The organism is Methylobacterium sp. 2A, assembly GCF_009806555.1.
Classification (GTDB): Bacteria; Pseudomonadota; Alphaproteobacteria; order Rhizobiales; family Beijerinckiaceae; genus Methylobacterium.
The window spans coordinates 215611-239302 of record NZ_VUOK01000003.1; the positions used below are offsets into that span (position 1 = coordinate 215611).

Genomic DNA, 23692 nt, shown 5'->3' on the forward strand with positions numbered 1-23692 from the left:
CTACGGCTACGGTTACTGAGGCATTGCGGAGTCATCGGAGGTTCGAGGCCAAATCGTCAGGATGGAAACGAAAGGGGCGACTGACAGCCCCTCGGTCGCCATTTTCCGTATGTGGATGGGGCCATCGTTCTTGTAGTTCGCGCCAGGAGACCTGCGACCGTCCATCGCTTATGCGGGTGATCCGATGCCCGCCTTTCCCGAAAAACACGCCTTCAATCTTCGGCGCGTGCCGGAGGCGAAGACAGCTTGCGCCGCAACTCCCCCAACGCCTCATCGCCTTTCCCGAGATTCAGGCCCATGCCTCCGAGAATCTCGCCCGCCTTCGTAAACTGGACATCCGGGTAGGCGACGATCTCCAGGCGGTTGCCCCAGGGGTCGAGGAAGTTGAATGGGCGGTCCAGGACCTTCGCACCCGCTTTCTCGGCGAGTTCCATGACGCCGGTCCGATCATCGACGACGAGTCCGAAATGCCGCTCCGTGTCGGCCGGCTGTTCCCGCCCGGCCGACAGGACGAGGAACTGGTCGCCCATGTCGAGGAAGGCCATGACCGTGCGGCCTGCCTCATCCTCATGGGTGCCCCGGAGCTCGAACGAGAACACGGCCCGGTAGAACCCGAGTGACTCCCCGATATCTCCGACCTCAAGCGCGACGTGGTTCAGCCCGACGAGGCGAGGCTTCGAGGTGGTCATGAGCTCATCTCCCGCATGGATGCCGAGTGCGCGCGCGCGTCGTCGACGGCGCGTCGCCGAACGTAGGGCACCGTCGACCTGGGCGGCGGAATAGGGCTTCCGCACCAAGTCGAAGCCGTGGGCGTCGTCCTGCGCCAGCACGTGGCTGTAGCCGGACGTCAGGACCACCGGCAGGCCGGGGTGAGTCTCCCGCAGCCGCTTCGCCAGCTCGAAGCCGCCCATTCCCGGCATGACGACGTCCGAGAACACCGCGTCGTAGCGGGACGGCACCGCCTCGATCTCCGCGAGCGCCGCCTCCGCGGTCTCCGTCAGGATCGCGCCGTAACCCAGGTCGTGCAGGATCTGCGTGCAGAAGCGCCCGATCTCCACGTTGTCCTCGACCACCAGGATACACCGGGCCTCGTCGTCGGCCTGTGCGTCGTCATGGACGGCGTCCTCGACGACGTCCATGACCGCCTCTTGGCCCTGCGGCAGGTACAGCGTGAACGTGGTCCCATGACCGACGACGCTCGCGACGTCGACGTCGCCGCCGGACTGCTTCGCGAAGCCGATGACCTGGGAGAGGCCGAGGCCCGTGCCCTTGCCGACCTCCTTGGTGGTGAAGAACGGCTCGAAGATGCGGGCCACGTTCTCCGCCGCGATTCCCGCGCCGGTATCGCCGACGCCGAGCGTTACGAACGGCGTCGACAGGCCAGCGTGGCCGCGGATCGCCGGCTTCTCCCTGCCGCAGGACAGGGTGAGGGTCAGCGTGCCCTCGCCGTCCATCGCGTCGCGGGCGTTCACTGCGAGGTTGACGATGGCGGTGTCGAACTGGCTGGCGTCGGCGTGCACGAAGCAGGGGCACTCGGGCTTGGTCGTCACGACGCGGATGCGGGCCCCCGTCAGGGTGTCCAGCATCGTGGCCAGACCGACGAGGCGGGAGCCGACGTCGAAGGTCTCGGGCCTCAGCGGCTGCCGCCGGGCGAAGGCGAGGAGCTGCCCGGTGAGCTTCGCCGCCCGGTCCACGGTGTCGGACACGGCGTCCATGTACCGAACACGCCGTTCCTCCGGCAGGTTCGGCCGGCGGAGGAACTCGACCGACGACCGGATGATGGTCAGGAGGTTGTTGAAGTCGTGGGCCACGCCGCCGGTAAGCTGCCCGATGGCCTCCATCTTCTGGGCCTGGATCAGGGCGTCCTGCGCCTGGGCGAGGTCGCGGGTCCGCTCCTCCACCCGCCGTTCAAGCGCCTCGTTCATGGCCTGGAGAGCATCCCTGAGCCGTCTCTCTCCGACGATGCGCCGCTCGACGTCACGCGCGAGGCGGAGGGCGAGCGCGGCGAGGCAGATCGCGAGCACCGTGACGAGGAGAGCGGTCCCGGTCTCGGGCTCCAGCAGGTTCGAACGGACGGCGTAGATCTCCAGCGCCCCGAGCAGCAGCGGTGCGACCACGACGGCCGGCAGGAGGACACGCGCGACCTCGCCGCCGCGGAGTACGGTCGCGACCCACGGCCCGTGCGGCCTGGAGAGCAACACCCCGGCCGACAGCAGGCCCAGGGCCAGGGCGCTGAGCAGCGACATGCGCGAGAACGGGCCGCCCTGATGGAGGGCGCCGACCCCGTAGACGTAGCCCAGGCCGCCGACGGCGGCGGCGACGAAGGCGAAGGCAGCCGTCGCCACGCCGAGGCGGGTGAATGTCCGGCCTCGCGCGTCGCCGAGGATGATACCGGCCGCGGCCCCCAGGACGCAGGCCACGGTCGCGAGCGACATCCCGTTGTCCGGCCCGAGCGGGCCTGACACGAGCCGCTGCAGCCAGTCGTCGAGCCGGAAACCGTGCGGACTGGCGTACTGGATGCCTCCGCCGGCGGCCACCGCGACGGCGACGACGGCGAGCCAGCGGCCCACAGACCTGTCGACCTCTCGCCCCTCGGGCTGGGCCGAGAGCAGCAACGAGACCGACAGGATCAGCACCGCGAGGGCGGTCAGCGCCACCATCGGCGCCTCGCCCGGTAGGATCGTCGTCAGGAGAGGCAATCGGAACGCCCAGCCCGAGGCGACAGTGATCGAGACCGCGATGCCAAAGTAGGCGAGCGCCCGGGACATGGCCCTTGCCCTTGCCGCGGGACCCGCCGCAGCCGTGTTGTCCGCTCGTCGAGGAACCTGTGCCAACTCTATTCCCGTCCGCAGCCTGGCCTTGGGAGAACGCACCGGCCCACGCGACGTTCGCGGTCGCGCCTTCTTGGTGCCGCGGTTGCCCGAATCCCCCAGATCCGGCCGGGGAGGAAGCCGTCCCCTTGTCGGTGGCGAGGCAACAGAAGGAAGGTTAGTCCGCTCCATTCAGTAACAGGCCAGCGCAGGTCAAGCTGCTCGGCTTCCGGTCCGCTCCCGTCCGTGATGCCAATAGGGTGTAAAATGCCAACAACCCCATTCATGCCCGGGACCAGATTATTCCCGCCCCCTGAAACCTTCCGCGGCGAGCCTCCGTACAGGTCGGGGTACGCCCGGTTGGGGCGTGGCGCGGCGCCTCGCCCCGGCGCCCGGAGAGTTGCGCCCATAGGCCACTAATCAAAGAAATTAATTCGATAAATCAGGAACTTGTGACGTATTTCCCTTCTTGCTCCACTGTGCGAAAGGGAAATTCTACCCTGTAAAGGAGATACCGAATGAAGATCACCACCCTCGCGCTCACCGCCTCGGTCCTCGGAAGCCTCGCGCTTGGAACTGGCGCCGCCTCGGCCGCCCCGATGGGCCCGAACGGCCTTCAGGCCGGCCCGGCAGGCATCACGCAGGTCCGCATGACGCACAGCGAGCGCATGATGATGAAGAAGCGCATGATGCATAAGAAGATGATGAAGCGCCGGATGATGAAGCGGAAGATGATGATGAACCGCATGTAAGCGGCCATCCCGAACGCGGCGGCCCGACCCTCGGTCCGGTCGCCGCGCCCCTCGGTCCTCAGGACGAGCCGCCCTTGTGCCCCGCACCTACCTGACGCGCTCCGCCCCCGACACCGGAGAGGTCGAGCATCGGCGCTGGATGTTCAGGCACCCCGCCGTCATCCGGATCACCCACTGGGTCAACGCCCTGTGCCTGCTCGTCTTGCTGATGAGCGGCCTGCAGATCTTCAACGCCCACCCGGCCCTGTACTGGGGCAAGGTCTCGACCTTCGATCACCCGCTGCTGTCGATGACCTCGACTGACGACGACCCGCCCAAGGGCGTCACGACCTTGCTAGGCCACAGCCTCGACACCACCGGCTGGCTAGGCTCCTCGCCCGGCGCTGACGGCGAGCCGGCCGACCGCGGCTTCCCCTCCTGGCTGACGCTTCCCAGCGATCAGGACCTCACGGGAGGGCGCTCCTGGCACCTCTTCTTCGCCTGGGCCTTCGTCCTGAACGGCGCCCTGTACCTCCTGTACGGGCTGCTGAGCGGCCAGCTTCGCTTTCGCGTCGTCCCGCAGCGCGACCAGGTCCGGCATTTCGCCGCCTCGGTGTGGGAGCACGTGACCCTGCGTTTCCCGCAAGGCGACGAGGCCAAGCGCTACAACGTCATCCAGAAGCTAACCTACGCCATCGTGCTGTTCGTGCTCTTGCCGATGCAGGTTCTGGCCGGGCTGGCGATGTCTCCAGCCATGGACGCGGCGTTCCCGTTCCTCCTGACCCTGTTCGACGGGCGGCAGTCGGCCCGCACGGTCCATTTCGTCGTGGCGGCCCTGCTGGTTCTGTTCGTGGTCGTCCACGTTGCCTTGGTCGTGCTCTCGGGGTTCTGGAACAACATGCGCGGCATGCTCACCGGCTGGTTCGTGATTGAGCGCAAGGTCGAGCCCGCATCGGCGGACCGCGCGGGAGACCGGGCATGACCCGGAAGCCCAGCCGACGCTCCCTCCTGCTCGGCGCCACCGCCGCGGCCGGAGCAGCGATGCTCGGAGGCTGCGACCGCCTCGGCGAGGCCGACTGGTTCCGGCGCACGCTCAAGGCCGGCGAGGACGCGAACCTGTTCGTGCAGCGGCTGCTCCTCACGGAGCGAACGCTCGCGCCCGAGTACGCCGAGGCCGACATCTCGCCGTGGTTCAAGCCGAACGGCACCGAGGATCCGCCGGACCGGGCCTACAAGGCGCTGGAGCGGCGCAAGTTCGCGGACTACCGGCTGGAGGTGTGCGGCCTCGTCGAGACCCCGCTGAAGCTTTCCCTGGCCGAGTTGCGCAAGCTCCCTTCCCGGACGCAGATCACCCGGCATGACTGCGTTGAGGGATGGAGCTGCATCGGCAAGTGGACCGGCGTGCCACTGTCCGAGATCCTGGACCGGGCACGGCTGAAACCGCAGGCGCGCTACGTCGTGTTCCGTTGCGCCGACACGATGGACCAGGGCGAGGACGATGGCGCCGAGGGTGACGGGACGGAGGACGCCTCGTCCGGCGGCAACGCCAACCCCGCGATGACGAAGCAATCGGGCGGGGGTGAGGACAAGCGGGATTCCGGAGGCCAGCAGGCCGCCGAGGGAAGCTCCACTGGCAACGACGCGCCCATTCGCTACTACGAGAGCATCGACCTCGTGGACGCCTTCCATCCCCAGACCATCCTCGCCTACGAGCTGAACGGGAAGACCCTGCCCGTGGCGAACGGCGCTCCCCTGCGGCTGCGCCTCGAACGCAACCTCGGCTACAAGCAAGCCAAGTACGTGATGCGCATCGAGGTGGTGGAGAGCTTCGCCGACATCGGCGAGGGCAAGGGCGGATACTGGGAAGACCAGGGCTACGCTTGGTACGCGGGAATCTGACCCGCTGCGGCGATCAGGGGTCGGCGCATGCGCGGGAGACTAACTCTCGGCGATGAGATCCTTGATGCGGGTGGCAAGGGTTTCCAGCACGGACGGCTTGGTCAGGACCTGCATACCGGGGCGCAGGTAACCGTTCCCGAGCATGGCATTTTTTTGCGTAGCCGGTGATGAACAGCACCTTGAGATCTGGGCGACGCTCGCAGCCGGCATCGGCCATCTGGCGCCCGTTCATACCCCCTGGCAGACCGACGTCGGTGACCAGCAGGTCGATGCGCACGTCCGACTGCAGCACCTTGAGGCCGGCGACGCTGTCGGCCGCCTCGATGGCGGTATAGCCGAGATCCTCCAGCACCTCGGTAACCAGCATCCGCACCGAGGGCTCGTCGTCGACGATGAGCACCGTCTCGCCCTGGCCCGCCTGTTCCACCTCGGCGAGCCTGCGCACGACCTCGTCCTCGTCGGCCTCGCCGTAGTGCCGCGGCAGGTACAGGCAGACGGTCGAGCCCTCGCCGACCTCGGAGTAGATGCGCACCTGCCCGCCGGACTGCTTGGCGAAGCCGTAGACCATGGACAGGCCGAGGCCCGTGCCCTCGCCGGTGGGCTTCGTCGTGAAGAACGGCTCGAACACCTTGCCGATCAGGTCCGGGGCCATGCCGGTGCCGGTGTCGGTCACGCAGACGCCCAGGTACTGGCCGGGCGCGAGGTCGTGCTGGCGGCCGCCGGCCTCGTCGATCCAACGGTTGGCGGTCTCGATGGTGATGCGGTGATGTCGGACGGCGGCATGGCACTCGCAGGACGCGGCTTCCGCGCGTGCACGGTCCGGCAGCGTCAGGCGCCGGTGGCCGATCTCGATCAAACCCTCCCGATGTATGCGCCCGAGCACTTCCGTAAGGTAGGCGCGGCGCACCCGAGCATGTCGGCTAGGATCTCACGGGACACCGGTAAGTCGGGCGTGCCGAGGCGGTCCTGCCGGGTCAGGAGCCAGCGCAGGCAGCGTCGCTCGATGGTATGGGCGGCGTTGCAGGCGACCGACTGCAGCACCTGCGCCAGCAGGCAGTCGGCGTAGCGCACGAACAGGTCGCGGATGGCCTTCGAGGCCTGCTTGGCCTCGGACAGGCGCGCGGCGTCGATCCGGACGACCGGGCCGCCGACCTGGACCGCCTGCCCGAACGCCGGCAGGTATCCATGCCTGACGACGCCGCGCATGGCGCCTTCGCGACCGACCGTGGCGGTCTCGACGGACTTCCCGTCCATGAGCGGCACAACCAGGATGACGACGCAGCCGTGAGCCGGAAAGGTGACGTGGCTGACGTCGTCGCCGGCACGGAACAGGACGTCGCCCCGTTCGACCTCGCGCCGCTCGGCGTGCAGAGCCGGCAGGTTGCGGTCGTCGGCATCGAGGGCTTCGAGCAGCAAGTTGCCGTCGATGAAGGGCGGATGTTCACGGGGGGATGGTCGCAGCGCTGGTCGTCGGGTTGCGAACTAGCGGATTTCCTGGCGCGAAGAAGTCCGATACCTGACGAGTGGAGCCAAAGTCGTCCAAGGAGGCGCGACTTTTTCCCGGGGCGACGGACGTTTCGTCACCTCCGAAAGGCCAGGGGCGTTGGAGGAGTTCAGGAAGTCGATGCGGCGGAGGCGGGGACCTGTCTGGCCATGAGCGGTGCAGGCAGACGGAACCGGAAGGTCGTGCCACGGTCGACGGCGCTCGTCACGGTCAGCACGGCGCCCTGTCGCTCGACCAGGTCCCGACACAGCAGCAGGCCGAGCCCGCTTCCCCGCTCGCCAGCCGTGCCGTTCGTGGTGGTCCGCCTGTCCAGCCGGAACAGGTCGTCGACCTTGCCTGGCGGCATGCCGACCCCGGTGTCCGTAACGGAGATCTCGACGTCGTCCCAATCCTGGCGGCCCGTGACGGAAATGGTCCCGCCGGGCAGCGTGAACTTGACGGCATTGCCGACGAGATTGCGCAACACCGTGGTCAGCATGTCCCGCTGTGCGCGAACGATGATCCCGCCACAGGAAACCTCGATCTTCAAACCCTTGTCCGAGGCGGCCTCCGCCGCGCCGCGCACCACCTCACTGGTCACGGCGTCGAGGTCGACGTCGGTCAGGGTGACCGCCATCGTGTCCATCTGCAGGCTCGCCCAGGAGAACAGGCTTTCCAGCAGGGCGTAGGCTTGCGTCGCCGCCTCGTGGATGCCCTTCGCTCGCCGTTCGATGGAGGCGGGGTCGCGGGCCGCGACAGCCTTGCCCAGCACCTCCGACAGCCCGAGGAGGGCCTGGAACGGGTTGCGCAGGTCGTGGGCGATGATCGAGAACAAGAGGGACTTCTGCCGGTTCAGCGTGTCGAGTTCGAGGGATTTCGCCTCGGCCTCCCGCCGCGCGGCGGCAAGCTCCGCCTGAAAGGCCCGCCTCGCTTCGGCGTAGCGGATAGCCCTGGCTAGGCCGGACGGCGTGACCTCGGCCTTGTCGAGGTAATCCAGCGCGCCGGCCCGCATCAGCCGTGTCGCGAGCTCCGGGTCGGCCTCGCCGGTCAGCATCAGCACCGCCCGCGCATCGCCTTCCGCCGCGAGCAGGGTCTTGAGCAGTGCGAAGGTATCAATACCCGGAAGGCGGTAGTCGAGCAGGACGCAGTCGAAGGCCATCTCGGCGGCGAGGCGCTGGCCTTCCTCGCCACCCGACGCCTCGGTCAGCGTATGCTTGAGCCCGGACTTGCGCAGCGCCCGGCGCACGGCCGCACGGTCGACCGCATCGTCGTCGATCAGCAGGATGCGGGTCGGATTCGTCACGGGTCGACTATGCAGGAAACTCGACGACCTTCCAGTAGTGCTCCAGCAGCGCCACCGCCTCCATGAAGGTGTTGGCCGGGTCCCGCTTCACGATGTAGCCGGCGACGTTGTGGCCGTAGGCACGCATCCGGTCCTCGTCGGCCTTCGACGTGGTGATCATGAACACCACCGCCGAGCGCAGGTCCTCGTCGGCGCGCACCGCCTCCAGGAACTCGATGCCGTTCATGCGCGGCATGTTCAGGTCGAGCAGGACCAGGTGCGGCTTGGGCAGGCGCTCGCGCCCGTTCTGGCCGCGCAGGATCTCCAGGGCCTCGATGCCGTCGCGGGCGACCGTGATCGGGTTGCCGATCTTGCTCTTTTTGAACGCCCGCTTCAGCCCCTGCACGTCGACCTCGTCGTCGTCGACCAGCAGGATGTTAACCGTCGATCCCATCCGCCCGTCCCTTCCGGCCGTCGAGCGGCCACGTGAAATGCACCGCCAGCCCGCGCCCGTCCGGCCCGTCGGCGAGCCAGACCTTCCCGCCCTGACGGTCTACCAGCTTGCGCACGATGGCGAGCCCCATGCCGCTGCCCTCGACCTCGTCGCGGGGCTTGAGCGTCTGGAACATGCCGAACACGCGCTCGCGGAACTGTTCGGGAATGCCGGGGCCGTCGTCTGTCACGACGAACTCGACCACGTCCCCTGCCGGCCTCGCCTCGACCCGGATGTGCCCCTCGGCCGGCCGGTCGTGGTGCTTGATGGCGTTGCCGATGAGGTTCTGCAAGGCCTGGGTCAGCGGTGCACGCGCCGCCTGTAACGTCGGGAGGGACGCATCTGCCGTGATGGCGAAGCCTTCTGGAGGGCTTACCAGCACGGCGAGCTCATCGACGAGGGACTTCGTGTCCACCGTGTCCATCGTCGCATCAGCCCGCCCGGCCCGTGAGTAGGCCAGGAGGTCGTCAAGCAGGCTGTCCAGCCGGCGCACACGGCTTTTCAGCAACTCCATGTTTGTCTGGACGTCGCCGGTCAGCGAGCCTTCCAGGTCCTCCTCGATCCACCCGACAAGGTTCTCGATGCCGCGCAGGGGCGCCTTCAGGTCGTGGGAGGCGACGTAGGCGAACTGCTCCAGTTCCTCGTTCGAGCGGCGCAGGTCGATGGCGTGACGGGCGAGGCGGCGCTCCAAGCCCTTGCGCTCGGTGATGTCGGTGTTGGTGCCGAACCAGCGCAGGATGGCGCCGTCCGGACCGCGGTAGGGTGCGGCCAGCGACAGGAACCAACGGTACTCGCCGTCGGTGCCGCGCAGCGGGAAAGTGTCCTTCCACGGCTCGCCGGTGCGGAACGCCTCGCTGATGAGCGCAACGACGCGCTCGACATGGTCGGGATGGTGGACGTCGCGCCAGCCCCAGCCGCGCATCTGCTCGATGGTGGTGCCGGTGTAGTCGTACCAGCGCCGATTGTACCAGATGATGTCGCCGTTCGGCTCGGCGACCCAGGCCATCTGCGGCAGCGCGTCGGCGAGCGCCCGGAAGTCGTCCGCAGTCAGGTTCGCGGCTCGCTCCACGCAAGCTCTCCTTGGTCGATAGATTGGCGGGGAAGATGACGCCCGCCCACTTCGGTATAGGCGTGACGCCCCATGCCGTGACAAAGCGGTGGCGGCAAGGCCTGTCGTAGCGTGATTGAATTGACTAGCCGTGGTCGCGTCGACATCTCCGCGGCAGCGGGCCCGGCTCACTTGGACCGCGAAGCGACGTGGATCGGGATGCACGACGGGGAATACGGTTCGATGCGCCGCTTGCTGGACGAGGCAGTCGGGCGTGAGTTTCATGCCGAAGCCCTGGTGGACCTGGCGGTATGCAGGCCCGGGGACATCCACGTTCCAACCTTGTGCGTACTGGTTCGCAGCCAGCGCATCCGCGCCATGGAGTTGCGCGGTAATGCGGCCGCCCTGCTTCGACCGCGAGGCGTCGGCGGAATCCCGGTCATGGCTGAGGGACGCCCGTCGCTCGCGGGGCAGGCAACGCTGGGTCAGCTCCCGCGCAGCCTCGGCAGGTCGCGGCTTGGGTGTCGGGGATGACCGACCTGCCGAGCGCATCGCTCGTCGATGAGCACCGTAGCCGCCCCCCGTTCGGTCGGTCACGGAGAGGCGGCACACAACTCAGCTGCGGGCGTCGCCGTCCCGCATCTGGCCTGTCGGCTCCTGGACGTGGGCTTCGAGGAACCACAGTTGCTTGTCGACGGCGCGGGACACTTCCGTGAACAGGTCGGCGGTGTCGGGGTCTCCCGCCTCATCGGTCTCGTCGATGTTCTCGCGCACGGCGTTGGCGTACACGGCATAGCTGTCTATCAGCGCGGCGATATGGTCAGCGATGGCATAGATGCCGGTCGGGTAGGCGGGGAGCTTGGTCGATCCCGCCACGACCTGCGCCGTTCCCAGGGCCGTACCGCCGAGCTGAACCGCCCGCTCCGCTACCTTGTCGTTGAGGTCGCTGATCTCGGCACGGAAGCCGTCCAGCATCAGGTGGATGCCGATGAACTGCGGTCCCTTCAGGTTCCAATGGGCCTGCTTGATCGCGAGGGCGAGGTCGATGCCGTCGGCCAGCCGTGCGTTCAGCGCCTCGATGGAAACCCTTTTGGCGTTGGAATTGGTGTTGTTGCGGGTCTGGTGAGTACGCGGGGTGCTGCTCGTCGCCATGCCTGTGCTCCACTGTGTCGAGGCGGCAATAGTGGAGCGTAAAGGAGGTTCCCCCAGTCGGACACCGCCCTGCAGGTTTGCAGGCCTGCATCGTCCAGGGTGCATCGGTTCGACGCGGGGTCGTTGCACCAGTTGAAGTGGTCGTTCGGTCCAGGCGCACGCAAACGTCAAGCTTGTGCTCCCCCCGGGGAGGATCAAGGGAACGGAACTCCCGTCAAAAGGCGGACTTCTCAACTACCGGTCCTGCCGGGCCCCCGGGTGGACCTCCCAAGGATTAACGGAACCGTAGAGATGGATCTCGGCATCAGCGGACGGGTCGCAGTCGTGACGGGGGCCAAGTCGGGCATGGGCCGCTCGACCGCCGAACACCTTCTGCGCGAGGGCGTCCACGTCGTCCTGACTGACAAGGAAGGTCCCGAGCTGCAGGCGACGACCAACGAACTGGCGGCGCTGGGCCAGGTTCGCGCCGTTGAGGCGGACCTGAGCACGGCCAAGGGGATCGACGTGCTCGCCGCCTTCGCCAACATGGCCTTCGACGACAAGCCCACCATCCTCGTCTGCGCCGCAGGCATCACCGGGGCGTCGGGGGACTTCCTCGAATTGACCGACGACGACTGGCTTGAGGCAATTCAAACTGATCTCATGGCCGGAGTGCGCGCGACCAGGGCGTTCATCCCACACATGCGCAAGGCCGGCTGGGGCCGGGTCGTGCTGTTCTCCTCCGAGGACGCCGTGCAGCCCTACGTCGAGGAACTGCCGTATGCCGCGGCCAAAGCGGGCGTCCTGAACCTCGCTAAGGGACTGTCCAAGGCCTACGGGCCTGACGGCGTACTCGTGAACGCGGTCGGGCCGGCCTTCATCGCCACGCCGATGACCGACGCCCAGATGGAAAAGAAGGCGAGGGAGAAGGGCATCTCCTTCGACGAGGCGGTCCAGGTGACGCTGGACGAGGAGCGCCCCGGCATCGTCGCCAAGCGCCGCGGACGCGCGGAGGAAGTCGCCGCCGCAGTCACGTTCCTCTGTTCGGAACACGCCAGCTTCATCACCGGTGAGTTCCTACGGGTCGACGGTGGCTCGGTCATGACCATGGGAGCTTGAGGCGCTGATAAGCCTGTCTCGTACCGGACGAAGTCGCTGCAGCTCCGAGACGACCTGAGCCGTCAGCCCGGTTAGGACTGCCTTTCGGCGATCCTGCGGCCGGCTACGGGAAGCGGCTGGTAGAGTCAGGTCCCACGCGTCGTGCGGTGGGCTGGGGCTGGTCTCAGAGCAAGCACCTGCTTCACATGCCCTTGTCCGTATGGAAGGCAAGCTGCGGCACCGGCGAGGTGTTGTGCAGCCGGCGGCAGCACGGACGACCTCTCCGGTGCGAACGGTCTGGCCGTTTGCCGTTCCGGTCTCGACTTCTCGGTTTAGGATTGGGCCAGCGACCTTCCGGATACTTCCGCGTTGTCCCTCGCTGTCGAGCGTAGGGCAAGGCGATGGGAAACGACATTGAATCCGGCGAAGTCCCGCCGGTGACCGAGGACATCGGCCTGCCGACGCCTCCCAGCCCCGGTCGGTTGCCCCCGCCGCACCTGCCTCCGCCCGATCCGAACCAGGGCGGGAGGGGTCAAGAAGGCGACGAACCTGCACCAACTGCTGGTGGCAAGGCGTGACAGGCCGTCCGATTGCCCGGCCCACCATCACGGGCGATAGCCGCCGCATGTGGCCACTCCTATCGATCTTCCGCTCGCCCGCTCCCGGCGGCGACTTCCGCCGCCGAGGAACGAGCCCTTGCCGGAATGCCCGCCGCGCCGCGATAGCGGGGTCCGACCCGGCGTGATCGACCCGTTCCAGTTCCTCCCCTCCGGCGGTGTCACCGGCGCCGAGATCCGTAAGCGCGAATGGTCGAGCACTTCGCTCGGACTGCCCGGGACCTGGTCGCCGGCGCTCAAGGGCACGCTGGCGCAGATGCTCGCGTGCCCCACGGCGATGTTTCTCGCTTGGGGGCCCGATCTCCTGTGCTTCTTCAACGACGCGTACCGGCCGATCCTTGGCTACCGCGGGGACACGGCGCTGGGACGTCCTTTCCGGGAGGTCTGGGCCAGCATCTGGGACGAGATCGGCCCGCTCGTCGCCACGACGCTGGCCGGCGAGGGCACAACCGTCACCGACATGCCGCTCGACCTCTCGCGCGACGGCAGGCCGGAGCGGGGTTGGTGGTCCTTCACCTACTCGCCCGCCTTCGACGAGGACGGTCGGATCGCGGGCCTGTTCTGCGTCACCGCGGAGACGACCGCCCGCGTCGTCGGCGAGGCGGCGCTCCGGGAGAGCGAGGACCACTACCGGCACACGGTCGAGCTGAACCCGCAGGTGCCCTGGACCTGCGACCCGGAAGGGAACGTCACCTCGTTCTCGAATCGGTGGCTGACCCTGACCGGCCAGGGGCCGCGCGAGCCCTACGGGTCCGGCTGGATCAAGGCGGTCCATCCCGAAGACATCCCGTCGACGGTCACGGTCTTCACGGCCTGCCTCGCCTCGGGCGACACGGTCGACGTCGATTACCGCCTGCGCATGGGCTCGACAGGCGAGTACCGCTGGATGCGCGCCCGCGCCCAGCCGCGCCGGGACGGGACCGGTGCCATCGTCTCCTGGTACGGCGTCGTCGAGGACATCCACGACCGCAAGCTCGCCGAGCGCGACCTGCGCGAGCTCAACGCGCACCTGGAGCGTCGCATCGAGGAGGCGCTCGCCCAGCGCAAGCTCTGGGCGGACGTGTTCGAGATCACCGACGCCCTCGTCTGCGCCCTCGACCCGGAGTTCCGGCTGCTCGCCCTCAACCGGGCCTACGCCGACGAGTTCGAGGCCATCTACGGCATCCGGCCCCAGGTCGGCGACGACCTGATCGGCCTGCTCTCGCACGCCCCCGACCAGCAGGCCCAGGCGCGGGCCGTCTGGTCCCGGGCGCTGACGGACGATGCCTTCACGCTGGTCGAGGAGTTCGGCGACCCCGACCGCAAGCGGCCCTACTACGAACTCGCCTTCACCCCGCTGCGCGACGCGGACGGCCGACGCATCGGCGCCTTCCAGTACGCGACCGACGTGACCCAGCGGCTGCGCGACCTGGAGCAGCTCGCCAAGGCAGAGGAAGCCCTGCGCCAAGCCCAGAAGATGGAGGCCGTCGGGCAGTTGACCGGCGGCGTCGCCCACGACTTCAACAACCTGCTGACGATCATCCGCTCGTCTATGGACCTGCTGCGCAAGCCCGACCTGCCGGAGGAGCGGCGGCGGCGCTACATGGACGCGGTGTCCGACACCGTCGACCGGGCCGCCAAGCTCACGGGCCAGCTCCTCGCCTTCGCCCGCCGTCAGTCGTTGATGCCCGAGACGTTCGACGTCGGCGCGCGCATCGCCTCGACCGCCGACATGCTGTCATCGGTCACCGGGGCCCGCATCCGGGTCGTCGTCGAGGTCCCGACGGCGACCTGCCACGTCTTCGCCGACCCGACCCAGTTCGACACGGCGCTGATTAACATGGCGGTCAACGCCCGGGACGCGATGGACGGCGAGGGCACGCTGACGCTGCGGCTCGAATGCCGGCGGAGCCTGCCCGAGATCCGCGGGCACGCCGGCACGCGCGGGCCGTTCGTCGCGGTCTCCGTCATCGACCAGGGTACGGGCATCCCCCCGGCGACGCTCCCCCACATCTTCGAGCCGTTCTTCACCACCAAGGGCATCGGCAAGGGGACCGGCCTCGGACTCAGCCAGGTCATCGGCTTCGCCAAGCAGTCCGGCGGCGACGTCGACGTCGCCAGCGTCCCTGGCCGCGAAACGGCCTTCACCCTGTACCTGCCCCAAGCCGACGCCCCCGCCGCCGAGGCACCGGACACGCAAACGGCGGCGTCCGATGGCCGGGCGCTGCGCATCCTCGTCGTCGAGGACAACCTCGATGTCGGGCGGACCTGCACGCAGATCCTGGAGGAGCTCGGGCATTCCACGGTCTGGGCAAGGAACGGCGAGGAGGCCCTCTCCGAGATCGAGCGCGACCCGGACCGGTTCGACGCGGTGTTCTCCGACGTGGTGATGCCGGGGATGGGCGGCATCGCGATGGCCCACCGCATCCGGGCGATGCTGCCGGACCTGCCCATCATCCTCACGTCCGGCTACAGCGACGTGATGGCCCGGGAGGGCACGCACGGCTTCGACCTCGTGCGCAAGCCCTACTCGGCCGCGCAAGTCGCCGAGGCCTTCCGGGCGGTACCGGGACGGTCGGAGACCGGCCCGCGATAGGCCCGGGTGAAGCGACGCCCCGGGAGGGCGCAGCTTTCGCGCTCAGGCGGCGAAGCCACGGATGGCGGAGATGACCTTGTTCTCCCGAAAGGGCTTGTCGCAGAACACGCCCCGCGCCGGGATGGCGTCGAGGTCCGGTGCCAGGGCGCCCGTCAGGACCAGCTCGATGGGCGGCCACCGGTCGCGGATCATCGCCACCAGCTTCAGCCCCGTGGTCGAGCCGCGAACGTCGAGGTCCGCGAACACGACCCGGATGTCCGTCCGCCCCTCCAGGGTGCGGACCGCCGCCTCGGCGGTGCGGACAACGACGGCCTCGCATCCCGCCTCCTCGACGAAGTCCCTCATGATCCCCGCCAGGATCGGCTCGTCCTGGAGCACCAGCACGACCGGCTTCGGGTTCGCTCCGTCCGGCTGTCTCGCTGTCATAGACGCTGCACCTCGACCAGCGGCGCACGCATCGCCGCCACGAGCCCCTCGGTATGATAGGTCACGTCGACCTCGCCCGTTCCCACCAGGCCGGTCCGGATCAGGCGCGATCCGAAGCCGCGCCGCGTCGGGGCCACCACGGGAGGGCCGCCGTGCTCGCGCCACCGCAGCACCAACCCCGGCTCTCCCGCATCGCCGTCGATCCACCACCGCACCTTGACCTCGCCCTCCTCGCCGGACAAGCTGCCGTACTTGGCCGCGTTGGTCGCCAGTTCATGGAGGAGCAGCGACGCCGACAGCGCGGCACTGGGGCCGAGCGCCACGTCGGGGCCATCGAGCGTGAAGCGGCGCGCCTCGGCCGCGGTGCCCAGAACCTCCCGGCAGACGCTTCGCAGGTCGGCGGCCGTCCAGTCCTTGCGCAGCAACAGGTCGTGGGCCGAGGCCAGCGCCTGGATGCGCTTCTCGAAAGCCTCGACCGGTCCGCGCTCCGACACGGAGCGCAGCGTCTGGTGCGCGATGCTCACGACCATCGCCATCGTGTTCTTGAGGCGGTGGGAGAGTTCGTGGTTCAGCAGGTCCTGCCGCTCTTCCGCGCGCCGCCGCTCGACGGCCTGGCGGGTCAGCTCTGCGATCTGGCGGATGAACGCGACCTCCGGTTCCCCCCAGGAGCGCGGACGGTCGTCGTTCACGTACAGCACCGCCACCGTCCGGCCCTTCTCGACGATGGGCACGTTGACCAGCGTTCGCGCGGAGACCGCCTCCAAGGTCGCGGCGGAAGCGGCGGTTCGCGGGTCCTCGCGCACGTCGCCGATGACGACCGTCCGCCCCTGCCGGAGGTCCTCGGCGTAGAGGCCGTAATCGTCCATGCGGTAGCGGCCGGCGAGCGTCGGGAAGTCGGGAGCGGTCCAGTCCTCCTCGACCACGAAGCCCTCGCCGTCGGGGCCGACGGTGCCGTAGCCCACCCGACCGACTCCGAGCACACGCCCGAGGATGGCGGAGGCCGCCATCGCGATCGCGTCGGTGCCGATGGCGCTCCGCAGCCGCTCCCCGAACTCCAGGAGGCCGCTGCGCCGGGCATCGGCCTGCACTCGCTCCGTCACCTCCATGAAGATCACGCCGAAGCGCCCGCTCCCGAGCGGGAAGGCCCGGCCCTCGTACCACCGCGCCAGGGTGCCGACCTGCCGGACGAACGTTACGGGCTCCCCGGTCTCGACCACGTCGGCGAACTCGTCGACCCAGGCGTCCTCCACGCCGGGGATCACCTCGCGGACCGTGCGGCCGACGACGTCGGCCGGGGCGATGCCGACGAGACGGCCCCAGGCGGAGTTGACGTCGACATAGCGCCAATCCGTGATGCGCCCGGTCGTGTCGCGCACGACCTCACCGACGACGAAGCCTTCGCTCAGGCGCTCGAACAGGCCGCGCCAATGGGCCTCGCTCGTCGCGAGGCGCTCCTCGAACGACCGCCGCTCGGTGATGTCGCGCGACACGGACAGGATCCGCTCCGGCCGCCCGTCGGGGCCGAAGATCGGCGTCACCTGGACGTCCCACCACTTGGCGTTACCGAGGAAGGTGTCCGCGCGCCCCTGGAAGTGACCGATCCGCCCGTCCCGGGCCGCTGCCAGCGCCGCGAGCGCATCGGCGTTCCCCCGGCCCTGCCAGAAGCTCGGCCATGGGCAGCCCTTGATGTGATTGAAGTCGCTGACCTCCATCACCTTCCGGCCGCCCTCGCTCATGAAGGTCAGGCCGCCGTCGAGGTCGAGCACCTTGATGCAGTCGGCGGACGACGCCAGGACGCTGCGCATGAACTCGGCGTCGGCCTGTTCCTTCGTGGCGGCGTTGCGCTCCTGCGTGCGGTCGCTGAACGCCTTGACGAAACCCTGGTGCGTCCCGTCGAGCCCCCGCAGCGAGGTCATGTCGCCGACCGCGTAGAACCGGCCGCCGTCCTTGCGCAGATGCCAGCGCATGTCCTCGGCATGCCCCTCGTCGAGGACGAGAGCCATCTCTTCCCGGGCTCGACCCGTCGCCCTATCCTCGGGCGTGAAGATCCGCTCGATGGTCTGCCCGCGCATCTCTTCGGCATTCCAGCCCAGGATGCGTTCCGCCCCGACGTTCCAGTCGGTCACCTTGCCCGCGGCATCCGTGACGACGATGGCCATCTCGCTCGCACTGTCGAAGATCGCGCGCTGGCGCGCCTCGCTCTCGGCGAGACGGCGCCGGTTGCGGTGCGCCTCGGTGACGTCGATCTGGCTGCCGAAGCGGTAGCGCAGGCGGCCCTCGCCGTCGAAGACGGGTCCGATGAACAGGGCGTTGACGAAGGGCGTGCCGTCCCGGCGATGGTTGGTGATCTCGATGGTGAGGTCGCGGTTGTCGCGCAACGCCGCGCGGATCTCGTCGACGTGGTTGGGCTCGGTGGCCGGACCCTGGAGGAACCGGCAGTTGCGACCGACGACCTCGTCGATCCCGTAATCCGTGAGGTCGAGGAAGGCGCGGTTGGTGAAGACGATGGGGTCGTCGTCCTGGTTGGGATCCGTGAGGATCATCGGCAGGCCGGTCTTGTCGACGGCGGAGAACAGCACGTCGGCATCAGATACAGGAGAGTGGTCACGCCGGCTGAACGCTTCTGCGCCGTGAGCGGTCCGCTCGCCTCGCTCCGCCCGAAGGCGCAGGACCTCTGCCTCAAGTTCCTCGCGCGAGAGGCCATGCAGATCGTTGTTCATTTAAAACTACGCCCGCCCCCCGGCGAATAATGTCGTCCTTTGAGCGCGCTGATAGCGAAGGGCCATCGCAACGTCACTGCGGCGTTCGGTTCAGCGCTTTACGATGGCTCTCTGATCCACGTCGGAGTTGCCATGTGGCCCGCGGATGGCTGCTTTTGGGATGCTCCGGTGGACACCCGCACCACCGTGTTGGGTCGATAGAGGTTGGTCCGCTTGTCCGGCGTGGCCTCTCCGAAGCAGACCGACGGCTTTTGGCGAGACTACGCCATAGCGGATCGCCGGGCGCGCGAAACCTGTCGTTCGGCTTTGCGGCGAGTGCCGGAAGTCAGATGAAGCCGGCAGCCTCCCGGAAGCAGATGGAGTGGATGGCTCCCGCTCCGACTGACGGCATGTCGGTGCCAAGATGTGGTTGCTACCGAATCCGCAGCCACGCAGGTGCAGGAGCCATCCCCATGGAGATCACCACTGTCGGCATCCATCTGGCCAAGAGCATCTTTCAGGTTCATGCCGTCGATGCAGCTGACAGCGTCGCGGCCGCGTGCGCAGGCGCCATCATGCTGACCGGCGATAATGCCCGCACGGCCCAGGCCGTCGCCAGCGCGCTCGGCATCGGGGCCCGGGCCGAGCTCCTGCCGGAGGACGAGCTGCGCATCGTGCGCGAGCTCCAGGGCGCGGGCGCCGTCGTGGCGAAGGTCGGCGATGACATCAACGACGCCCCGGCGCTGGCGGCCGCCGATGTCGGGATCGCATGGGTGGCGGCACGGACGTCGCGTAGGAGACCACCGATGCCGCGATCCTGCACGGACGGGCCGCGGACGTGGCCCGCATGGTCGCGCTCGCCCGTTAGACGCTCGGCAACATCCGGGCGGATATCGCCATCGGCCTGAAGCTGGTTTTCCTGGTGACGACCATCGTCGGCATAACCGGCCTGTTGCCGGCGATCCTGGCCGACACCGGGGCGACCGTTCCGGTGACGGGCAACGCTCTGCAGCTTCTGCGCGCACGAATCTGACCGGCGGCCCACCCGGAGCTGCCATCCATGGCCCCCATGCGACCAGGGCGCCTCGCTGACCAGGCGCCGGCATCATCGGCGGGGACTGTCCATGGTCGCGCCAGCCGCGGCGCTGTGGGCCGGCAGCCCGGCGGCCTACGAACCGCGCGGAGCGAACAGGTTGAGGGTACCGCCGGGCAGGCACACCAAGCCGCGGGTTACGTCACACCGGTCTCGGCGATGGCCCTCGAAGACGCGGAGCCGGAAGATGGCCGCAACGATGCAGAAGCCGCCGTAGGCCGCGTCGGCGCGGCCGGCGGCCTCGCCTTCCACAGGCGTGAGCAAGTAGGCCAGCAGCGCCAGCGAGATCAGCCGGGCGCGAGCCACCATGGCGCTTTGTCGAGCCGAAGCCTACGCCCCGCTCGATATCACGAACCCTCGGAAGGGCTTGAAGTCAAAAATCTTGCGTGAGGAAACTCTTGGCATAGTGGCGCGGAACTCTGCGCGCGAAAGCATATTCCGGGGCCGGGGGCGTTGGCAGGATCCACGGAATCGACGCGTCCCAGTGCATGATGCATTCGGAAGGTTCATGCCGGGCTTGAATCCCACGGGTCCGCGGCATGGCTCAAACCGTCTGCGGGACCGCCGCCGCCGGACGGGATGACCCGCCTGCGGGTCTCCTCCTTCGCCGCGGCGACCCGCAGGCCGACCTCGGCGAGGTTTTCCAGGCGCAACTGGACCCGCTCCGGCGGCAGGTCGATCAGGTCCAGGTTGTGGCGCTTGATGAAGTAGAAGGCCATCGACAGACGCACCTCCACCTCCCTGGCGCCGTCGACCATCCCGTAGTCGCGCTCGATCGCCCGGCGCTGGTCGTCCGTCAGCCCGGGATGCGGCAGCACCCTCAAGGTGATCGTCGTGTGCCACTCGACGTCGTCGGCGGGCTCGTAGCTGGCGGCCTCCGCCCCCCCGAACTCGTCGATCCGGCTCAGGACGAAGTCCCGGAAATCCTTGTGGTCGCAAGCCCAGGCGCGCACGTGCCACCGCGCACCGTCGAAGGCGAGCGCGTGCGGCGCGATGACCCGCCAACGCGAGTTCGTCAGCGACTGGTAGCGGATCCGCAGGGCGCTGCGCGACCGCATCGCGCCGAGGATCAGCCGGAGGCACTCCGGATCCACGTGCCTCGCGACGTCCGGCGCCATGTCGATCGCCGGCAAGGTCTTGAACCACACGACGTCCCGGGGGAGGGCCCCGGACATCAGCGCCCGGAGCTGCAGCAGGAGCCTGTCCGCCGACGGCACGAGGAACCGGGGCCGGATCGCGGCGCCGGGCACGAACGACTTCGCCGTGGAGTCGTACTCGACGTTGCCCTCCGCCAGGCCGCGGTAATTCTTGAGGTCGACCGAGGCCTGCGGCGTCGAGATGTCGAAGGCCGCCTCCAGGTCGCTGCGGTTGAGCTGCCCTTCCCAGAACAGCTTCCATTCCATGAACTCGTATCGGACGTTCCTCGCCCAGACGCGCCGCTCCGGCTCGGCCATGTCTACCCCTCCGCTCACTTGACGGGTATAGCAACAATACCCATCTATGGACTAGACGGGTCGCCGATTCTCGCGCGGCGACCGACGGAAGGATGCCGGCGACCGGCGCGAGGCGGCGTCATCCGGACATAGGTGACACAGGCGGCGAGGCGAAAGGAGCGGCGATGCAGGACGGAAACAAGCAGGATCGGATCCAGCACGATGCGGCGGACATCGTCGAGGCGGCGACCGACATCGAGCGGCAGCGCGCGATCGAGTTGGACGCCCGTTCGGAGACGGCGCGGATCGACGCCGAGATGGCCGAGCTCGCGCGCCGTCGCGTCATCCAGGAGGACGCCGCCACGAAGGCGCACGCGGCGATCGCCGCCGACGAGCGGCGGATCGCCGAGGACGACCGCGACATTCGCGATGCCCTGAACGGCGGCGATTGCCCGCCCGCCCATGGCGGTCAGCCCGTGCCGCCGGCCGCTCCCCCCGCGCCCGGCCCCGGGAACCCGCCGGTGGTCCCCCCGCGTCGCGTCGGATGAGCGTGCCGGCTCCCATGGCCCGGTCGGGCGGCCCCGTCGGCGGCGACACGCCGTGCGGGGCGGCCTGGCCGGACCGTTTCACCTGGGAGCTCGCCCGGCTGCGCGAGCGGGGGCGCGTGACCGGCGCCGGCCGCGAGACCGCGCCGCCCGGATTCCTGGTCGTCCGATACGAGTGGGACCATCGGGGCCGCACGCTTCCGCTGGCGATCATCTACCCGCCCGGCTTTCCCCTGACGCGACCCGAGATCCGGATGCTGCGGGTCGAGGATCGCCCGCGCAACCACTGCAACCCGGTGAACGGCAACCTCTGTTTCCTGGCGCACGACCGGCATGCCTGGCAGCCGGAGACGTCGGTCGCATCCTACATCGAGGATCGGCTGCCGATGATCCTGGACGGCACCCCCGACGGCGAGCCGGTGGCCGAGCCCATGGAGGATTGGTGGGCGGCGCTCGCCGTGCCGGGCTCGGCCTTCGTGATCGAGTCGGGATGGGAATTGGGCACCCATACCTGCGGCACGTTGGCCTTGCGGGTCGGGGTGGTGCCCGGCCGCCCCCCCGCGCTGCGAGCGTTCGTGGAAGGGGTCCTGGACGGCGGCGGCGGCGAGATCGCCCGGAACGCCGGTCCGCTTCCCCTGGAGTTCTCCGCAGCGCGTTCGATCCGTGTCCCGTGGCGACTGCTCGACGAGGAACCCCAGCCGGACGAATACGAACGCGTGTTCGGCGCCGTGTCGCCCGGCACCGGCACGACAGGGCTGATCCCGCTCGCCGACAGTCTGCGCGCCCGCATCGCGGCCGTGGCGTGCAGGACCGAGATCACGCACGGCGAGCGCGGCCTGTCCTGGATCCTCCTGGTCCGCACGGGCAGCCGGCGGGCGTTCGAGCACGGCCGCGCGGACCAGATCCATTCCGGCACGGCCCGGACGTTGCGGGCGGGGTTGGACGACCGCCGCTCACGCTCCCCGTCCGCAGGCGTCATCGCGGGGAAGCGGATCGCGATCGTCGGCCTCGGCGCCGTCGGCGCCCCGGTCGCCCTCGACCTAGCGCGCAACGGGGCGCGTTCGATCGCGATGGCCGACTTGGACATCGTCACGCCGGGCAATGCCGTGCGCTGGCCGCTCGGCGAGTCGGCATGGGGACGCTTCAAGGTCGACGCCCTCGCCGACTTCATCGCGGCCAACCATGCGGCCACGCGGACGGCGGTCGCCCGAATGCCGATCGGCAACCTCGACTTCCGGACGGCCGAGGGGGAGGGGGGCGAGTTCGTCGCCGCCCTCAACCAGGCCGATCTCGTCGTCGACTGCAGCACCTCGTTCGAGGTCGAGCGGCTCCTCGCCCGACATGCCGGGAGCATGGGTGCGCCGCTGATTTCCGCCTACGGCACGGCGGCGTTCACCGGCGGCGTCGTGGCATGTTTCGCGCCCGGGGGTGGCTGCCCGAACTGCCTGCTCCACCAATACGGGTCCGGCGCCATCGCGCGGCCGTCCGGCGAGCGGGGGGACGCGCACGCGGTTCGGTTGCCCGGTTGCGCCGACGCGACCTTCTCCGGAGCCTCGCACGACCTGGGCGAGCTGTCGATGCACGCGGTGCGCGTCGCGGTCCGAACCCTCCGCGCGGCGCCGGCGACGTCGTTCGTCGAGACATTGAACTTCGTCGGCGAGGACCGGAGGCCCGCCTGGCGCTTCGATCCATTCGAACGCCATCCGGCCTGCGCCTGCGGTTGACCCGTCTCGCCATCCCCCGACGCCTTCTCGAACTTTGCGTCGCGGCGGCCGACGCGGCCCTGCCGCACGAGGAGGGCGGGATCCTGCTCGGATCGCGGGACGGCCGCGGCGACCGGTTCGTACGCCACGTCATCGGGTCCGGGCCCGGCGCGCGCCGGGCCCGGACCTGGCTCGAAGTCGACCACGACTGGCAGAATCGCCGGATCCGCGATCTCGCGGACCGTGGCGGCGACGTGGCGTTCCTGGCGGACTGGCATTCCCATCCGGACGCCACGGACGCCGCGTTGAGCCGGTTGGACGTCGCGACCCTGGCGAAGCTGGCTGGCTTCACCCCCTTGGGTTGTCCCGACCCGGCCATGATGATCCTGTTCCGCGGGGCGGACGGTTGGCGCGCCGGAGCCTGGAGGCTGGCACCCGGCGCCCGGCGGCCAAGGGGCGTCGCCCCCGTCGGGGTCGAGGTCGTCGACGAGGTGACGCCGTAGCGGGCCATGGCGATCCGGGTCCTCCGCGCCGGCCGGGGTCGCGGTGAGGGACGCCGTGTCCGCCTTGGCCGCCCGGATCTTCGGCCGGCCGCGCAGGCCGGGCCGGCTCCGCTGCCGGCTCCC

At 69.0% G+C, this 23692-nt stretch carries 18 protein-coding genes and 2 pseudogenes; 9 read left to right on the plus strand and 11 right to left on the minus strand.

All coding sequences use genetic code 11. The features are described from left to right. Nucleotides 1–212: 212 nt before the first annotated feature. Entirely contained in the window at nt 213–2768 is a 2556-nt protein-coding gene (locus FVE89_RS01285) for an ATP-binding protein (protein WP_071000264.1), read from the minus strand. Nucleotides 2769–3328: 560 nt separating this feature from the next. On the opposite strand from FVE89_RS01285, the gene FVE89_RS01290 reads away from it, so the two are divergent. The 3 genes from FVE89_RS01290 to FVE89_RS01300 all read left to right on the plus strand — a co-directional run bounded on the left by FVE89_RS01290 (nt 3329) and on the right by FVE89_RS01300 (nt 5440). Beyond that, complete coding sequence (locus tag FVE89_RS01290) at nt 3329–3562, plus strand: hypothetical protein (RefSeq protein WP_043074859.1); 234 nt, start codon at nt 3329–3331, stop codon at nt 3560–3562. Nucleotides 3563–3638: 76 nt separating this feature from the next. Further along, nucleotides 3639–4523 carry a cytochrome b/b6 domain-containing protein gene (locus FVE89_RS01295; protein ID WP_236961835.1) on the plus strand — a complete coding sequence of 295 codons (885 nt, stop codon included), beginning with the start codon at nt 3639–3641 and terminating at the stop codon, nt 4521–4523. Further along, nucleotides 4520–5440, plus strand: coding sequence for a molybdopterin-binding protein (locus FVE89_RS01300; RefSeq protein WP_043074860.1), 921 nt, complete (start codon nt 4520–4522; stop codon nt 5438–5440). Before FVE89_RS01295 ends, FVE89_RS01300 begins: the two co-directional genes overlap by 4 nt. Before the next feature lie 39 nt (nt 5441–5479). Here the strand turns inward: FVE89_RS01300 and FVE89_RS01305 are convergent. From FVE89_RS01305 to dps, 6 genes and pseudogenes are all read right to left on the minus strand, one after another. Beyond that, a pseudogene (locus FVE89_RS01305) lies at nt 5480–6203 on the minus strand (response regulator); the annotation flags it as partial. A gap of 89 nt (nt 6204–6292) precedes the next feature. After that, nucleotides 6293–6856 carry a Crp/Fnr family transcriptional regulator gene (locus FVE89_RS30390; RefSeq protein WP_071000265.1) on the minus strand — a complete coding sequence of 188 codons (564 nt, stop codon included), beginning with the start codon at nt 6854–6856 and terminating at the stop codon, nt 6293–6295. A 197-nt stretch (nt 6857–7053) separates the two neighbouring features. After that, nucleotides 7054–8226: a hybrid sensor histidine kinase/response regulator gene (locus tag FVE89_RS01310; protein ID WP_071000266.1), complete on the minus strand. Its 1173-nt coding sequence runs from the start codon at nt 8224–8226 to the stop codon at nt 7054–7056. A 7-nt stretch (nt 8227–8233) separates the two neighbouring features. Next, nucleotides 8234–8659, minus strand: a complete 426-nt coding sequence (locus tag FVE89_RS01315; RefSeq protein ID WP_043074862.1) for a response regulator — start codon at nt 8657–8659, stop codon at nt 8234–8236. Further along, a complete protein-coding gene (locus FVE89_RS01320) occupies nt 8643–9767 on the minus strand; it encodes an ATP-binding protein (protein ID WP_043074863.1) in 1125 nt (374 codons plus the stop codon). Before FVE89_RS01320 ends, FVE89_RS01315 begins: the two co-directional genes overlap by 17 nt. A 594-nt stretch (nt 9768–10361) precedes the next feature. Continuing rightward, nucleotides 10362–10898, minus strand: a complete 537-nt coding sequence (gene dps / locus FVE89_RS01325) for a DNA starvation/stationary phase protection protein Dps (RefSeq protein WP_043074865.1) — start codon at nt 10896–10898, stop codon at nt 10362–10364. Nucleotides 10899–11189: 291 nt separating this feature from the next. Between dps and FVE89_RS01330 the strand changes: the two genes are divergently transcribed. Beyond that, nucleotides 11190–11996 carry an SDR family oxidoreductase gene (locus FVE89_RS01330; RefSeq protein ID WP_071000267.1) on the plus strand — a complete coding sequence of 269 codons (807 nt, stop codon included), beginning with the start codon at nt 11190–11192 and terminating at the stop codon, nt 11994–11996. Nucleotides 11997–12716: 720 nt separating this feature from the next. Continuing rightward, nucleotides 12717–15167 (plus strand): PAS domain-containing protein, encoded by a 2451-nt coding sequence (locus FVE89_RS01335; RefSeq protein WP_043074866.1) that lies wholly within the window; start codon nt 12717–12719, stop codon nt 15165–15167. Nucleotides 15168–15209: 42 nt separating this feature from the next. Here the strand turns inward: FVE89_RS01335 and FVE89_RS01340 are convergent, their stop codons facing one another. Together FVE89_RS01340 and FVE89_RS01345 are read right to left on the minus strand one after the other, a co-directional pair. Next, on the minus strand, nt 15210–15593 hold the full coding sequence (locus FVE89_RS01340; protein ID WP_043074867.1) for a response regulator: 384 nt from the start codon (nt 15591–15593) through the stop codon (nt 15210–15212). After that, nucleotides 15590–18172, minus strand: coding sequence for a PAS domain S-box protein (locus FVE89_RS01345; protein WP_052516963.1), 2583 nt, complete (start codon nt 18170–18172; stop codon nt 15590–15592). The genes FVE89_RS01340 and FVE89_RS01345 overlap by 4 nt, the downstream gene beginning before the upstream one ends. Nucleotides 18173–18840: 668 nt before the next feature. Between FVE89_RS01345 and FVE89_RS30820 the strand changes: the two are divergent. Continuing rightward, nucleotides 18841–19325: pseudogene (locus FVE89_RS30820) on the plus strand (HAD-IC family P-type ATPase); the annotation flags it as partial. Between the two features lie 135 nt (nt 19326–19460). On the opposite strand, the gene FVE89_RS01355 reads toward FVE89_RS30820, so the two are convergent. Together FVE89_RS01355 and FVE89_RS01360 are read right to left on the minus strand one after the other, a co-directional pair. Beyond that, nucleotides 19461–19694: a hypothetical protein gene (locus FVE89_RS01355; protein ID WP_052516965.1), complete on the minus strand. Its 234-nt coding sequence runs from the start codon at nt 19692–19694 to the stop codon at nt 19461–19463. Between the two features lie 197 nt (nt 19695–19891). Next, nucleotides 19892–20839 carry a WYL domain-containing protein gene (locus tag FVE89_RS01360; RefSeq protein WP_071000268.1) on the minus strand — a complete coding sequence of 316 codons (948 nt, stop codon included), beginning with the start codon at nt 20837–20839 and terminating at the stop codon, nt 19892–19894. Nucleotides 20840–20931: 92 nt separating this feature from the next. Between FVE89_RS01360 and FVE89_RS01365 the strand changes: the two genes are divergently transcribed. Genes FVE89_RS01365 through FVE89_RS01375 form a run of 3 tightly spaced genes read left to right on the plus strand, consistent with a single transcriptional unit; the run spans nt 20932 to nt 23569 of the window. Further along, nucleotides 20932–21366 (plus strand): hypothetical protein, encoded by a 435-nt coding sequence (locus FVE89_RS01365; RefSeq protein WP_127992122.1) that lies wholly within the window; start codon nt 20932–20934, stop codon nt 21364–21366. 2 nt (nt 21367–21368) lie between these two features. Continuing rightward, nucleotides 21369–23087: a ThiF family adenylyltransferase gene (locus FVE89_RS01370; RefSeq protein ID WP_159392778.1), complete on the plus strand. Its 1719-nt coding sequence runs from the start codon at nt 21369–21371 to the stop codon at nt 23085–23087. Further along, nucleotides 23084–23569 (plus strand): Mov34/MPN/PAD-1 family protein, encoded by a 486-nt coding sequence (locus FVE89_RS01375; protein ID WP_160532425.1) that lies wholly within the window; start codon nt 23084–23086, stop codon nt 23567–23569. Before FVE89_RS01370 ends, FVE89_RS01375 begins: the two co-directional genes overlap by 4 nt. Nucleotides 23570–23692 lie beyond the last annotated feature (123 nt).

What these genes read in the sequence shown, in the direction of transcription:
- FVE89_RS01285 (WP_071000264.1), bottom strand. Translation starts at nt 2,768, where the DNA reads ATGTCCCGGGCGCTCGCCTACTTTGGCATCGCGGTCTCGATCACTGTC.
- FVE89_RS01290 (WP_043074859.1), top strand. Translation starts at nt 3,329, where the DNA reads ATGAAGATCACCACCCTCGCGCTCACCGCCTCGGTCCTCGGAAGCCTC.
- FVE89_RS01300 (WP_043074860.1), top strand. Translation starts at nt 4,520, where the DNA reads ATGACCCGGAAGCCCAGCCGACGCTCCCTCCTGCTCGGCGCCACCGCC.
- FVE89_RS01315 (WP_043074862.1), bottom strand. Translation starts at nt 8,659, where the DNA reads ATGGGATCGACGGTTAACATCCTGCTGGTCGACGACGACGAGGTCGAC.
- dps (WP_043074865.1), bottom strand. Translation starts at nt 10,898, where the DNA reads ATGGCGACGAGCAGCACCCCGCGTACTCACCAGACCCGCAACAACACC.
- FVE89_RS01330 (WP_071000267.1), top strand. Translation starts at nt 11,190, where the DNA reads ATGGATCTCGGCATCAGCGGACGGGTCGCAGTCGTGACGGGGGCCAAG.
- FVE89_RS01340 (WP_043074867.1), bottom strand. Translation starts at nt 15,593, where the DNA reads ATGACAGCGAGACAGCCGGACGGAGCGAACCCGAAGCCGGTCGTGCTG.
- FVE89_RS01355 (WP_052516965.1), bottom strand. Translation starts at nt 19,694, where the DNA reads ATGGTGGCTCGCGCCCGGCTGATCTCGCTGGCGCTGCTGGCCTACTTG.
- FVE89_RS01360 (WP_071000268.1), bottom strand. Translation starts at nt 20,839, where the DNA reads ATGGCCGAGCCGGAGCGGCGCGTCTGGGCGAGGAACGTCCGATACGAG.
- FVE89_RS01365 (WP_127992122.1), top strand. Translation starts at nt 20,932, where the DNA reads ATGCCGGCGACCGGCGCGAGGCGGCGTCATCCGGACATAGGTGACACA.